The following is a 13376-nucleotide window of genomic DNA, read 5'->3' as shown; positions in this document are numbered from 1 at the left end:
AAGACTCCAGGGTGAGGGGGCGAAGGGGGCTACTTACCGGAACCGGGGCCGCCGCCCCGGACCGTGCTGCCTCGGCCCCAGCCCCAGCTGTTGCCGACGACGGTGTGGTAGCGGGGGTAGGCGGTGGTCATCTTCTCCAGCAGGATCACCGAGCCGACGGCGAGCGGGAGGATCACCACCGAGTCGTCGTCGTAGCGCAGGTAGACCCCGCTGCCGTCGACGTACTGGTCGGCCGGCTTCCAGGCGTCGGTGATCTGCTTGGACACCTCGCTCGGCGTCTTCCGGGAGGTGTACGCGATCGCGTTCGAGCCGATGTCCCGCCCGGAGGCGCGGGAGAAGTTGTCCTCCACGTAGCCCCGGGGCGAGAAGTTGCCGTAGAAGATCGTGAAGGTGGCGATGAGCGCGCCGATGACGGCGACCGCCACGCCCACCACGAACCACCGTCGGTACGTCACAGCTCCTCCACCACGGTCTCGGTCAGGACCAGCTCGTTCGTCTGGGGGTAGACGTGCCAGGTACGCCAGGCGAGCACGCCGTCCGGCGGCCGGGGCCGGACGGAGAGCGCGGTGACCGCGTCCTCGTCGCCGGGGAAGACCCCGATCAGCGCGTACGGGTCCTCGGCCAGCTCGGCGCGCAGCGCCGCGACCCGGGTACGCAGGCCGTCGCCGTCCGGCCGGAGCACAGCGGCCATGAACCGGTAGCCGGTCGTCTCGTCGTGCAGCGCGTCCGGCAGGTGCGGCGGGCGGCCGGGCAGGCAGGCGACCGTCTCCGTGAGCCCGCCGAGCACCACCTGGTGGGAGGCACCGAGCAGGCGCAGCCGCAGCCGGGGCAGCCCGGGCAGGTCGATGTCGCGTACGGCGAGCGCCGGCAGCTCCGGGCCGCCGAGGGCCAGGCTCAGATCGGCGGCGCTGGTGTCGACGTAGGGCGCGTCCAGGCAGACGAGCACGTCAGCGCACCGTCTCCGGGCCACCCTGCGGGTAGATCATCACCTCGGCGCGGCGCAGCTCCTCACCGAGGTTGACCTCCCAGCCGGCCTCCCCGTACGCCTCGAACGACAGCCGCGCGCCGCCCGGCGCCTGGTAGTCGTAGTAGCGCATGGTGCCGTGCGGATCGAGGCCGGTGCCCTCGGTCGCGGTGTACCGGGCCTGGCCCGACTCGTCCCAGTTGTAGCGGCGGCCGGCGATCTCCAGCGTCGGGGCGCCCGGCGTGACGGTGGCTGACGGCTCGCTGGTCCAGAGCACCAGCTCCAGGTCCGGGTCGGACTCGACGGAGAGCCAGCGCTTCACCCCGCCCGCGTCGTCGAGCAGGTGCTCCGCCCAGCTCCAGCCACCCTCGACCAGGTGCACCGAGCCTCGCACGGTGTACGGCACCGAGCGGATCTCGACGATGTCGCCGGGCTTGAGCGCGCGCGGGTCGCCGCGCAGCGCGTCCGCGTCCCGGTCCCGGAACGGGTCACCCGGCGCCGCCTTCGTCTTCGGGCGGGACTCCGACCGGGATTTCCGTACCGCGATCACGGCGATCACCACACCGGCCACCCCGACGAGGCACCCCAGCGTGGTCACCACGTACGCCAACGAACCGTTCACGACCGCCTCCCCCAACCTGCTAGGCGGGAACGGTAACAACCGCATGCACGCCTTCTGAAGTCCCGTTCGCTGAGTGTGCGGTCAGCTACTGCTCGCCGCCGGCGAGCCGGTCGGCGGCGTATTCACCCAGCGTGGCGCGGCCCATGAGGCAGCCGGAGAACGTGGTGAACTCGCCGTCGTCGTCGCGCAGCCGCGCCCAGGCGTCCCGCCCGGCGGCCGGGTCGACCGCCTCCAGCAACGTGGCCGCGTACGCCCGGCCGGCCGGGGAACCCTTGCGGAGCAGCTTGTCGACCCGCTTGCGGGCCGCCTCCGGGTGCTCCCGCAACCCCTGTTCCAGCCGTCGGTACGCCTCGGTCGCGGGCAGCACCTGCCCCGCCAGTCCCACCCCGCCGAAGGCGAGGGTGTCCGCGCCGTCGAGTTCCCGCGCCGCCTCGTCCAGTTCCCGCTCCCACACACTCATGCCCCACTATGTGCCCACCCCGCCACCCCCTCCAACCGCAAGGAAGGGCCCCCTTTTAACGCCTCCGGTAGAGGAAGGGCCCCTTGTTAACAACCTCCACGAGCAGGGCGCGGCCGGGAACGGCGAAGGCCCGGCCAAGACGGCCGGGCCTTCGCAGGAGCGGGTCAGGCGGCGGTGACCGCCAGGGACTCCTTGGTGTCGGACAGGTCGACGCGCACCGTGTCGCCGTCGCGGATCTCACCGGCCAGCAGCGCCTTGGCGAGCTGGTCGCCGATCGCCGACTGCACCAGCCGGCGCAGCGGGCGGGCACCGTAGATCGGGTCGTACCCGTGCTCGGCCAGCCAGGTACGGGCCGCTTCGGTGATCTCCAGGCCCAACCGGCGGTCCGCCAGTCGGCGGCGCATCCGGTCGAGCTGAATGTCCACGATCGAACGCAGGTCCTCGCCCTGGAGCGCGGCGAACACCACGATGTCGTCGAGCCGGTTGAGGAACTCCGGCTTGAAGTGCGACCGGACCACCGCGAGCACACCTTCCCGGCGCTCGTTCTCGGTGAGCGTCAGGTCGCTGATCACCGACGAGCCCAGATTCGAGGTGAGGATCAGGATCGCGTTGCGGAAGTCCACGGTGCGACCCTGACCGTCGGTGAGCCGGCCGTCGTCGAGCACCTGCAGCAGTACGTCGAAGACGTCCGGGTGGGCCTTCTCCACCTCGTCGAGCAGGATCACCGAGTAGGGCCGGCGGCGCACCGCCTCGGTGAGCTGGCCACCCTCCTCGTACCCGACGTACCCGGGCGGGGCACCGACCAGGCGGGCCACGGAGTGCTTCTCGCCGTACTCGCTCATGTCGATGCGGACCATGGCCCGCTCGTCGTCGAAGAGGAACTCGGCGAGCGCCTTTGCCAGCTCGGTCTTGCCGACGCCGGTCGGGCCGAGGAACAGGAAGCTGCCGGTCGGCCGGTCCGGGTCGGCGACACCGGCCCGGGCACGGCGTACCGCGTCGGAGACCGCGCCCACCGCCTCGGCCTGGCCGACCACGCGGGCCCGCAGCGACTCCTCCATCCGGAGCAGCTTGGCGGTCTCGCCTTCGAGCAGCCGACCGGCGGGGATGCCGGTCCAGGAGGCGACCACTGCGGCGATGTCGTCCGCGCCGACCTCCTCCTTGAGCATCGCGCCGTCGGCCTGGAGCCGGGCCAGTTCCTCCTCGGCCTGCTTCAGCTCGGTCCGCAGCGCCGGGATCCGGCCGTACCGCAGCTCGGCGGCGCGTTCCAGCTCGCCGTCGCGCTCGGCCCGCTCGGCCTCGCCGCCGAGGCGCTCCAGCTCCTCCTTGGCGGTGGAGAGCTTGGTGATGTGGCTCTTCTCGGTCTGCCAGCGCTCGGACAGCGCGGTGAGCTGCTCGCGCTTGTCGGCCAGCTCCTTGCGCAGTCGCTCCAGGCGCTCGGCGGACGCGGCGTCCGGCTCCTTTGCAAGCGCCATCTCCTCGATCTCCAGGCGGCGGACCGCCCGCTCGATCTCGTCCACCTCGACCGGGCGCGAGTCGATCTCCATGCGCAGCCGGGACGCGGACTCGTCCACCAGGTCGATTGCCTTGTCCGGCAGGAACCGGTCGGTGATGTAGCGGTCGGAGAGCGCGGCGGCGGCGACCAGCGCGGCGTCGGTGATGCGTACGCCGTGGTGCACCTCGTAGCGCTCCTTGAGCCCGCGCAGGATGCCGATGGTGTCCTCGATGGTGGGCTCGCCGACCAGCACCGGCTGGAAGCGGCGCTCCAGCGCGGGGTCCTTCTCGATGTGCTCGCGGTACTCGTCGAGCGTGGTCGCGCCGACCATCCGCAGCTCGCCGCGCGCCAGCATCGGCTTGAGCATGTTGCCGGCGTCCATCGAGCCCTCGCCCTTGCCGGCGCCGACCACGGTGTGCAGCTCGTCGAGGAACGTGATGACCTGGCCGTCGGAGTTCTTGATCTCCTCCAGCACGGACTTCAGCCGCTCCTCGAACTGGCCGCGGTACGACGCGCCGGCGACCATCGCGCCGAGGTCGAGCGAGACCAGCTTCTTGTCCCGCAGCGACTCCGGCACGTCGCCGGCCACGATCCGCTGGGCCAGGCCCTCCACGATCGCGGTCTTGCCGACGCCCGGCTCGCCGATCAGCACCGGGTTGTTCTTGGTACGCCGGGACAGCACCTGGATCACCCGGCGGATCTCCGAGTCCCGGCCGATCACCGGGTCGATCTTGCCGTCGCGGGCGCTGGCGGTGAGGTCCACGCCGTACTTGGCCAGGGCCTGGTAGGTCTGCTCCGGGTCGGCGGTGGTGACCCGGCGGTCCCCGCCCCGGACGGTCGGGAACGCGGCGACCAGGTTCTCCTCGGTGGCGCCCGAGTTCTTCAGCGCGACCGAGACCGCGCCGCCGACCCGGGCCAGCCCGGCCAGCAGGTGCTCGGTGGAGGTGTACTCGTCGCCCAGAGGCCGCGCGATCTGCTCGGCGGCGCCGATGGCGTTGACGAACTCGCGGGCCAGCGTCGGCTCGGCGATGCTCGACCCGCGGGCGGCGGGCAGCGCGTCGACCGAACGCTGGGCGACTCGGCGCAGCTCGGCGGGGTCGGCCCCGACGGCGCGCAGCAGGCCCGCGGCGGTCGAGCCCTCGGTGTCCAGCAGTGACAGCAGCAGGTGCCAGGGCTCCGCGGTGGCGTGACCGCGCTGGTTCGCCAGCGCGACGGCACCGGTGATGGCCTCGCGGCTCTTGGTGGTGAGACGTTCCGTGTTCATGGGCTCCCCCGGATCGGCGTGTCCACTGGACATGACACAACCAGAGTTGAGTCTATTCCGCTCAACTCCACCCCTGTGACCTGAGTCACCCTCCGCCGGCAAGGCCGGGTAGATCTTGGTACGAAACGGCCCTCATAGGGGCGCTTTCGTACCAAGATCTCAGCGACGCGGGAGGCGCGCGAGGCAGGGCGTCTCGTGGTCGGCGCGCAGCACGCAACGCCGGCCGCCGTCCAGCTTGCGGTCGCAGAAAACCCAATGGCGTACGGCCTGGTCGTCCTCCGTCGACACGGTGATCCCGCCCAACTCCACCACCGCGAGGAACGCCAACGACCGGCCGGCCGTGCGACCGAGCATCTTCGCCCGGGCCAGATCCGCCGCGCGCACCGGCAGATGGATCACGTACCGCCCGGTCACGGCCGCCCGGCCAGGTCGCGCATTGAGGGAGCCTGACGGGACTGCCACTCGCGCAACGCGCCCTTGATCCGCGCCGTCTCCTCACGGCTCCGGGCGACTTCGGCGTACGCGGCGGCGAGGTCACCGGCCACGCGGTCGAGGAACGCGGCGACCTCGGCGGGGTCCAGCCCCCGGCGGCGCGTCGCGAAGCGGCGGCCCCGCACCTGCCAGGGCCGGAGCGGAAGGTACGACGCGGAGCGGTACGCGGCGCCCGGCGCGGAGTCGGGCGGGCGCGCGTTCCGCCGCTTCGGACGTATTCGCAGGAGATTGCGCACGACACTGTCCCTTCTTCCAGGCCAAGGAGACGGGTAAGGCGACACGACTGGCCGCGCACGACCAGTCGCGCCGACCACGGGTGCCAACCGGAGGGCCGGTTTGCCTACCAGGCGTTCCGCCGAGGGCATCCGCACGAGCAACATACAATGCAAAGCATTGTATGACAAGGAGTGAGCATGCTTAGCACGCGAAGTGTTGGCTGACCGGTCTGACTCGTGGGAAGATCTTGGGGCCTACCAGGAGTTGCCGCCATGCCCCGAGTTTCAGACCGTCAGAGAATCGCGCAGGACATCAGAGACAAGATCGCTTCGGGCGAGTACGGCCCCGGCGACAAACTCCCCTCCCTGCGTGAACTGATCGCGCACTACCAAGTGTCCGCAGAGCCGGTCCGGTCGGCGCTGTTGATCCTTCAGGCCGAAGGTCTCGTCGAGGGGCACCAGGGCAAGGGCACCTACGTAACCGGTCGGGACGAGACCCCCTGATCGCACGATGACGGGCGATCGATCGACCCCGGACGCAGCAGGTGCGCGCCCGGAGTAGCCTCACCCGCGTGCGAGTACGTGTCGAACAGACCGCCCTGCCGGGTATCGGCGTACGTCATGACCTGATGACGGAGTCCGGCCGCCGGCTCGGCGTGGTCTCCCACCGCAATGGCCGTCGCGACCTGGTCCTCTACGACCCGGAAGATCCCGACTCCTGTCAGCACGACATCCCCCTGACGGACGACGAGGCGGAGGCGCTCGCCGACATCCTCGGCGCGTCGCTGATGCTGGGTCAGCTCTCCGGGCTGCGCGAGCAGGCCGCCGGGCTGCTGACCGAGCAGATCGCCATTCCGGCCGGCTCGAAGTACGTCGGCAAGCGGCTGGGTGACACCAAGGCCCGGACCCGGACCAGCGCGTCGATCGTCGCCGTGCTGCGTCAGGGCACGGTGAACGTCTCGCCGGATCCCACTTTCCGGTTCGAAGCCGGCGACGTGGTCGTCGTGGTCGGTACCCGCCAGGGGCTCGACGGCGTGACCGCGATCCTCGCCGAGACCGACCCGGACGTCTGACGCGTATGCACGAAACCACAATCCTGCTCATCGAGGTCGGTGCGCTGCTGCTCCTGCTCGGCCTGCTCGGCCGGCTGAGCCGTCGCGTCGGTGTCTCGCCCATCCCGCTCTACCTGCTCGCCGGCCTGGCGTTCGGGCACGGTGGCCTGCTGCCGCTCAACGCCAGCGAGGAGTTCTTCGCCGTCGGCGCCGAGATCGGCGTGATCCTGCTGCTGGTCATGCTCGGCCTGGAGTACAGCGCCAACGAACTGGTGGGCAACCTCCGCTCGGCCGCGCCGGCCGGTCTGATCGACGCGGTGCTCAACGCGCTGCCCGGCTTCGGGTTCGCGCTGCTGCTCGGGTGGGGCTGGGTCGCCGCAGTGGTGCTCGGAGGCGTCACCTGGGTGTCGTCCTCGGGCGTGATCGCCAAGGTGCTCGGCGACCTGGGCCGGGTCGGTAACCGGGAGACGCCGGTGATCCTCTCCGTCCTGGTGATCGAGGACCTGGCGATGGCCCTCTACCTGCCGCTGGTCACCGCGCTGCTCGCCGGGGTCGGCCTGATGAAGGGCGGCATCGCGCTCGCCATCGCGGTGTTCACCGTCGTCGTGGTGCTGGCCGTGGCGATCCGGTACGGCCACCTGATCTCCGCCGCGCTCTCCGCCAAGGACCCGGAGGCGCTCCTGCTCGGGGTGCTCGGCCTGACCCTGCTGGTCGCCGGTATCGCGGCCAAACTCCAGGTCTCCGCCGCTGTCGGCGCGTTCCTGGTCGGCATCGCGTTGTCCGGGCCGGTGGCGCACCACGCCACCGAACTGCTCTCCCCGCTGCGGGATCTCTTCGCCGCTGTCTTCTTCGTGTTCTTCGGGCTGGTCACCAACCCGCTGGACATGCCGCCGGTGCTGCTGCCGGCGCTGGTGCTGGCAGTGGTCACCATGGCGACGAAGGTGGCCACCGGCTACCTGGCCGCCCTCCGGGCGGGGATCGCCGAGCCCGGTCGCTGGCGGGCCGGCCTGGCGCTGACCCCGCGCGGCGAGTTCTCCATCGTCATCGCCGGACTGGCCGTCGCGGCCGCCTACCCGGTGAACCCGAAGCTGGCGGCGCTCGCCACCGCGTACGTGTTGATCACGGTGGTGACCGGGCCGCTGCTCGCCCGGCTGCCCGACACCCAGTGGTTCAAGCAGTGGCTGCGCTCCCGCGCCGCCGCCGCCCGTGCGGCAGCGGCGTTGCCCGCGCCGACCGGGGACTGACCCGCGCCGGGCCGGACCTGCCACAGGCAGATCCGGCCCGGCGTTGTCAAATTGATCCCCGGAAGGTCTACCACTGCTCCGCTCAGCCGCGTTAACGTTTCGGCCCAGCAGCCAGGGTCCGCGGGTGGCCGGTGCCCCCGCCAGCGCAAGCGGAAGGTCGGCCGGTGAGCGTGCAGGAAGATACGTTCCACGGCTTCGCCAATCCGGTCGATCCCTCGCCCGCCGAACTCCGGGCGTGGGCCTATCAACCGGATTCGGTGCCGCTGACCTCGATGCCGCCCGACTGGGACCTGCTGGTCGCCGGTGACCATCTGGTGCAGACGCTGTTCGACCTGGCGATGGACGAGCGCTGCCCGGCCCGGCGGTTCGCGCTGCACTGCCTCTACATCTACGCCGCCGACGGCATCCGGACGAACTTCCGCGCCCATCCCAAACGCCGGTTCCGCAAGCTTGTCGAGCAGGCCGAACGCGCCGGTGACGACCTGATGCGCAACTGGGCGCACAACAGCCGCGTGCTGCTCGCCCGGCCCGACCTGTTCGTCTACCGGGACTGGTGCGAGGGCGGCCTGGTCCGCGAGAACCGCCGCCTCTGACGCGAACGGCGAACGGGCCGGGATCCCCCGTGGATCCCGGCCCGCACGTCGGCGGATCGTCAGGTCGACCCGCCCTGCTTCTTGCGCCTCTCGTCGTCCCGGGCCCGGTCTACGCCGTGGTCCGTCTGGTCGGCGAAGCGCCCTTCCTTGACCTTGTCGCTGAAGCGTCCCTCGGTGACCCGGTCGAACCGCTCGCGGACGTTCTCGGCCACCTTCTCCAGCCGTTCCTCGGCGCGTTCCGCCACCTTCTTAGCCGGTTCCGCCATGGCTCCCCCTGCCAACTCGGCGTCCGATTTAGGGGTTTTGGCCCTACCGGCGAGCCTAGTCGACAGCGCCCTGCCGCATCCCGCTTTCCCCGACGAGCGCCCCGAACCAGGGACGCACGAGGGCCGGACGTACGAAGGCCGGCGCGGCCCCGGGGGAGCGGGGCGCGCCGGCCTTCCGGTGAAAGGTCAGCGGTCGGGAGCGCGGCGTGGTCGCCAGACGACGAGCGCGGTGGACGTGCGGTTGGTCGGCACGAGGTCGCCGCGGGCAAAGCCACCGAGCGACTCCAGCTCGGCGATCCGCCGGTACGCGGCGTCCAGCTCCGCCTCCAGCCGGGCCACCCGCTGCTGTGCCTCTTCGAGCAGCCGCTCCAGCCCGATGATCCGCTTGACCCCGGCCAGGTTGATCCCGTCGTCCTGGCTGAGCCGCTGCACCTCGCGCAGCAGCACCACGTCCCGGACGCTGTACCGGCGGCCACCGCCGGACGCCCGGCCCGCCTGCACCAGGCCCAGCCGGTCGTACTGGCGCAGCGTCTGGGGGTGCATCCCCGCCATCCGCGCAGCCACCGAGATCATCAACACCTTGGCCTCGTAGGCCGGGTCACCCGAGCCGACGTACTCCTCCGACATGCCCGCTCACCTCCGCTGCCGCCGTCAACTGAATCGACGTACCCGCGCGTCGAGATGTTCCCGCGCGGCGGGCGGAGTCTGCTCCGCGAAGGTCTCCAGCGCCGCCCGCGCCTCGTCCGAGACCTTCGCCGGGACCACCACGTCGAGCGTGACCAGCAGGTCACCGGCGCGGCCGTCCTTGCGTACGACGCCCTTGCCGCGGGCACGCAGCACCCGCCCGCTGGGCGTACCCGGTGGCACCCGCAGCGTCACCGTCCCGTCCAGGGTCGGCACGCGCAGGTCGGTGCCGAGGACCGCCTCGGCGTACGTGATCGGGACGTTCAGGGTCAGATCGTCCCCGGTACGCCCGAACAGCTCGTCCGGGCGGACCTTCACCTGCACGAACAGGTCGCCGGCCGCGCCGCCCCGCTCACCGGGCTCACCCCGGCCGGCCAGGCGGATCCGCTGCCCGTCGGCCACCCCGGCCGGGAAGCGCACGTTCAGCGTGCGGGTCTTGGTGACACCGCCGGTGCCGTGGCACTCCGGGCACTTCTCCTCGACGATCGTGCCGACGCCCTGGCAGTTGCGGCACGGCTCGGAGAAGCTGAACGACCCCTGGTTGCGGGTGGTCACGCCGGCGCCGTGGCAGACCGGGCAGGCCACCGGCTGGGTACCCGGCTTCGCGCCGTTGCCGTGGCAGGTGTCGCAGACGCCGGGCGCGCGCAGCGTCAGCGGCAGCGTGACGCCGCGTACCGCATCCTCGAAATCGAGCGCCACCTCGGTCTCGACGTCCCGGCCCCGCGCCGGACCGCGCGGACGCGCCGCGCCGCCCCCGCCGCCGCCGGAGAAGATCGAGCTGAACAGGTCGGTGAAACCGCCGCCGCCGAACCGGGTGTCCCCGCCGCCCGCGCCGCCGCCGAACAGGTCGGAGACGTCGAACGGCACGCCGCCCGGCTGGCCCGCGCCGCGGGCGCTGCGGCGGAAGGCGCCCGAGCCGAACAGCGAGCGCATCTCGTCGTACTCGCGTCGCTTCTTCTCGTCGCCCAGCACCGCGTACGCCTCGGAGACGGTCTTGAACCGCTCCTCGGCCCCGGTGTCGCCGGGGTTGTGGTCCGGGTGCGACTCCCGGGCCAGCTTGCGGTACGCCTTCTTGATCTCGTCCGAGGAGGCGGACTTCTCCACGCCCAACGCGGCGTAGTAGTCCTTCTCGATCCAGTCCTTGGAACTCACCGGTCCACCCCCTTCCACGGGTCGAAGCCCGGCCGTCCCGCCCGCCCGGTGGGGGCGGGCGGGACGTCACGGGTCGGCACTACTCCGGGTCCGCGACCGCGACCATGGCGGGCCGCAGCAGCCGCTCGCCGAGCTGGTAACCGCGGCGCATGACCTGTACGCAGGTCGACTCGGTCACGTCGGCGGAGGTCTGGTGCGCCACCGCCTCGTGCCGGGTCGGGTCGAACGGGTCGCCCTTCTCGCCGAACGCGGTCAGGCCGAACTTGCCCAGCGCGGCGGTGAGCTGCTCGGCCACGCTGCCGAACGGGCCCACCAGATCGCCGTGCTCACGGGCCCGGTCCAGGTCGTCCAGGATCGGCAGCAGCGCGCTGAGCACAGTGCCGGTGGCCTGCTCCTGGACCAGGTTGCGGTCCCGGTCGACCCGCTTGCGGTAGTTGGCGTACTCCGCCGTGACCCGCTGGAGGTCGCGGGTGCGCTCCTCCAGGTCGGTGCGGAGCGACTCCAGCTCGGCGCCGAGCGGCGCGGTCGCCTCCGTCTCCCCGCTCGGCTCGGCCGGGGAGTCGACCACCGTCGGCCCGGTGACCTCGGCCTCGCCGCCGATCTCGTCGACCACGACCTCGGCCTCCTCGACCAGCCCTTCGGCGGGCGCGTCGGCAGCGGCGTCCGCCGCCGAGGCGTCGTTCGCCGGCTGCTCGGTCACCTTGCCGAGCTTGCGCTTGTCGCGGATGACGACCCGGGGTTCGTCGCCGGCGTCCTTGCCGGCGCCCGCCGACCCGGTGGCACCCGGGTCGGCCGCGCGTGGCTTGTCCGTCATGCGGTTACCTCATCCCTCTGCCGTGCGAATCGTGTCCGGGACCGGATGTCACTTCTTGTCCTCGTCCACGATCTCCGCGTCGACCACGTCGTCGTCGCCGCCGGCCTTCGGGCCACCGGTCGCGCCCGCGCCCGCGCCGGCGCCCGGCCCGGCCGCGCCACCCGGCGCCGCCTGCTCGCCCTCCTGCTGCTGGGCGTAGAGCAGCGAGCCGGCCTGCTGGGAGACCTGCGCCAGCTTCTCGTGCGCGGACTTGATCTTCTCGATGTCCTGGCCGCCGAGCGCGCTGCGCAGCTCGCCGAGCGCCTCGTTGAGCTGGTCACGGTTCTCGCTGGGCAGCTTGTCGCCGCTCTCGGCGAGGAACTTCTCGGTCTGCCACTGGAGCGCCTCGGCCACGTTGCGGGTCTCGGCCTCCTCGCGGCGGCGCTTGTCCTCGTCGGCGTGCTCCTCGGCGTCCCGGCGCATCCGCTCGATGTCGTCCTTCGGCAGCGAGGAGCCGCCGGTGATCGTCATCTTCTGCTCCTTGCCGGTGCCCAGGTCCTTGGCGTGCACGTTCACGATGCCGTTGGCGTCGATGTCGAACGTGACCTCGATCTGCGGCACGCCGCGCGGGGCCGGCGGGAGGCCGGTCAGCTCGAAGGTGCCGAGCTTCTTGTTGTAGGCCGCGATCTCCCGCTCGCCCTGGAACACCTGGATCAGCACCGACGGCTGGTTGTCGTCGGCCGTGGTGAAGACCTCGGAGCGCTTGGTCGGGATGGTGGTGTTGCGCTCGATGAGCTTGGTGAAGATGCCGCCCTTGGTCTCGATGCCCAGGCTCAGCGGGGTCACGTCGAGCAGCAGGACGTCCTTGACCTCGCCCTTGAGCACACCGGCCTGGAGCGCGGCGCCGACGGCGACGACCTCGTCCGGGTTGACGCCCTTGTTCGGGTCCCGGCCGGTGAGCTGCTTGACCAGGTCGGTGACGGCCGGCATCCGGGTCGAGCCGCCGACCAGGATGACGTGGTCGACGTCGGAGATCTTGATGCCGGCGTCCTTGACGGCCTGCTCGAACGGGCCCTTGCAGCGGTCCAGCAGGTCCTGCGTCATGCGCTGGAACTCGGCGCGGCTGAGCGTCACGTCGAGGTGCAGCGGGCCGGCCGAGCCGGCGGTGATGTACGGCAGGTTGATGTTGCTGGTGGTGGCGGCGGACAGCTCGATCTTGGCCTTCTCGGCCGCCTCCTTGAGCCGCTGCATGGCCATCTTGTCCTGCGAGAGGTCGATGCCGTGCTCACCGCGGAACGTCTTCACCAGGTGGTCGATGATGCGCTGGTCCCAGTCGTCACCGCCGAGCTGGTTGTCACCGCTGGTGGACTTGACCTCCACCACGCCCTCGGCCAGCTCCAGCAGCGACACGTCGAAGGTGCCGCCACCGAGGTCGAAGACCAGGACGGTCTGCTCCTTGGAACCCTTGTCCAGGCCGTACGCCAGGGCGGCCGCGGTCGGCTCGTTCACGATCCGCAGCACGTTGAAGCCGGCGATCTCACCGGCCTCCTTGGTGGCCTGGCGCTGCCCGTCGTTGAAGTAGGCGGGGACGGTGATCACCGCGTCGGTGATCTGCTCGCCCAGGTACGCCTCGGCGTCCCGCTTGAGCTTCATCAGCGTGCGGGCCGAGATCTCCTGCGGGGTGTACTTCTTGCCGTCGATGTCGACGGTCCAGTTGGTGCCGATCTCCCGCTTGACCGAGCGGATGGTCCGGTCGGGGTTGGTCACCGCCTGGCGCTTGGCGACCTCACCGACGAGCACCTCGCCGTTGCGGGCGAACGCGACGATCGAGGGAGTCGTACGCGAGCCCTCTGCGTTGGCGATGACGGTGGGCTCACCGCCCTCGAGAACGCTGACGCAGGAGTTCGTCGTGCCGAGGTCGATGCCGACCGCACGTGCCATGTTCGCTTCCTCGCTTCGTAACGGGTGAGCAGGTCAGACGGCCTGCCCGGGAGGGCCGCCCGGAAGCGACCGCACCACAAGTTGAGTGAACTTGACTCAATAGTGCCACGCCATCGCCAATCCGCAAGTCGAGGTTGAGCCG

The 13376-nt window shown here is 71.2% G+C and carries 16 protein-coding genes; 4 read left to right on the top strand and 12 right to left on the bottom strand.

The features are described from left to right. Nucleotides 1-29: 29 nt before the first annotated feature. From KBX43_RS18485 to KBX43_RS18455, 7 genes are all read right to left on the bottom strand, one after another. Nucleotides 30-455, bottom strand: coding sequence for a DUF4247 domain-containing protein (locus KBX43_RS18485; RefSeq protein WP_043327572.1), 426 nt, complete (start codon nucleotides 453-455; stop codon nucleotides 30-32). After that, complete coding sequence (locus KBX43_RS18480; protein ID WP_166457376.1) at nucleotides 452-946, bottom strand: DUF2617 family protein; 495 nt, start codon at nucleotides 944-946, stop codon at nucleotides 452-454. Before KBX43_RS18480 ends, KBX43_RS18485 begins: the two co-directional genes overlap by 4 nt. Before the next feature lies 1 nt (nucleotide 947). After that, a complete protein-coding gene (locus tag KBX43_RS18475) occupies nucleotides 948-1586 on the bottom strand; it encodes a DUF4178 domain-containing protein (RefSeq protein WP_210885943.1) in 639 nt (212 codons plus the stop codon). Nucleotides 1587-1671: 85 nt separating this feature from the next. Then, complete coding sequence (locus KBX43_RS18470) at nucleotides 1672-2046, bottom strand: hypothetical protein (protein ID WP_113972281.1); 375 nt, start codon at nucleotides 2044-2046, stop codon at nucleotides 1672-1674. 164 nt (nucleotides 2047-2210) lie between these two features. Beyond that, the gene (gene clpB, locus KBX43_RS18465; protein ID WP_210885940.1) at nucleotides 2211-4802 is read right to left on the bottom strand and encodes an ATP-dependent chaperone ClpB; all 2592 of its coding nucleotides are present in this window, start codon (nucleotides 4800-4802) and stop codon (nucleotides 2211-2213) included. 159 nt (nucleotides 4803-4961) lie between these two features. Next, entirely contained in the window at nucleotides 4962-5216 is a 255-nt protein-coding gene (locus tag KBX43_RS18460; RefSeq protein ID WP_073826847.1) for a hypothetical protein, read from the bottom strand. After that, complete coding sequence (locus KBX43_RS18455) at nucleotides 5213-5530, bottom strand: DivIVA domain-containing protein (RefSeq protein ID WP_113972283.1); 318 nt, start codon at nucleotides 5528-5530, stop codon at nucleotides 5213-5215. Before KBX43_RS18455 ends, KBX43_RS18460 begins: the two co-directional genes overlap by 4 nt. Before the next feature lie 252 nt (nucleotides 5531-5782). Here KBX43_RS18455 and KBX43_RS18450 point away from each other — a divergent pair, with 252 nt between their 5' ends. From KBX43_RS18450 to KBX43_RS18435, 4 genes are all read left to right on the top strand, one after another. After that, nucleotides 5783-6013: a winged helix-turn-helix domain-containing protein gene (locus tag KBX43_RS18450; RefSeq protein ID WP_043327577.1), complete on the top strand. Its 231-nt coding sequence runs from the start codon at nucleotides 5783-5785 to the stop codon at nucleotides 6011-6013. Nucleotides 6014-6081: 68 nt separating this feature from the next. Then, nucleotides 6082-6582, top strand: coding sequence for a cation:proton antiporter regulatory subunit (locus KBX43_RS18445; RefSeq protein ID WP_064447962.1), 501 nt, complete (start codon nucleotides 6082-6084; stop codon nucleotides 6580-6582). A gap of 5 nt (nucleotides 6583-6587) precedes the next feature. Then, complete coding sequence (locus KBX43_RS18440) at nucleotides 6588-7805, top strand: cation:proton antiporter (protein WP_210885913.1); 1218 nt, start codon at nucleotides 6588-6590, stop codon at nucleotides 7803-7805. A 164-nt stretch (nucleotides 7806-7969) separates the two neighbouring features. Next, nucleotides 7970-8398: a hypothetical protein gene (locus KBX43_RS18435; protein ID WP_030500541.1), complete on the top strand. Its 429-nt coding sequence runs from the start codon at nucleotides 7970-7972 to the stop codon at nucleotides 8396-8398. 59 nt (nucleotides 8399-8457) lie between these two features. Here KBX43_RS18435 and KBX43_RS18430 read toward each other — a convergent pair whose 3' ends face one another. From KBX43_RS18430 to dnaK, 5 genes are all read right to left on the bottom strand, one after another. Then, complete coding sequence (locus KBX43_RS18430; protein WP_043327580.1) at nucleotides 8458-8664, bottom strand: hypothetical protein; 207 nt, start codon at nucleotides 8662-8664, stop codon at nucleotides 8458-8460. Nucleotides 8665-8850: 186 nt separating this feature from the next. Continuing rightward, nucleotides 8851-9291, bottom strand: a complete 441-nt coding sequence (locus KBX43_RS18425; protein ID WP_030500539.1) for a heat shock protein transcriptional repressor HspR — start codon at nucleotides 9289-9291, stop codon at nucleotides 8851-8853. A gap of 24 nt (nucleotides 9292-9315) precedes the next feature. Next, a complete protein-coding gene (dnaJ, locus tag KBX43_RS18420) occupies nucleotides 9316-10500 on the bottom strand; it encodes a molecular chaperone DnaJ (RefSeq protein ID WP_210885910.1) in 1185 nt (394 codons plus the stop codon). Between the two features lie 79 nt (nucleotides 10501-10579). Then, nucleotides 10580-11314, bottom strand: a complete 735-nt coding sequence (grpE, locus tag KBX43_RS18415; RefSeq protein WP_043327582.1) for a nucleotide exchange factor GrpE — start codon at nucleotides 11312-11314, stop codon at nucleotides 10580-10582. A 48-nt stretch (nucleotides 11315-11362) separates the two neighbouring features. Then, on the bottom strand, nucleotides 11363-13234 hold the full coding sequence (gene dnaK, locus KBX43_RS18410) for a molecular chaperone DnaK (RefSeq protein ID WP_043327583.1): 1872 nt from the start codon (nucleotides 13232-13234) through the stop codon (nucleotides 11363-11365). Nucleotides 13235-13376 lie beyond the last annotated feature (142 nt).

It is taken from the genome of Micromonospora sp. C41, from assembly GCF_018070485.1.
Classification (GTDB): Bacteria; Actinomycetota; Actinomycetes; order Mycobacteriales; family Micromonosporaceae; genus Micromonospora; species Micromonospora chalcea.
The sequence above is the reverse complement of the archived record's forward strand: the minus strand, read 5'-3'. Positions and strand labels throughout refer to the sequence as shown.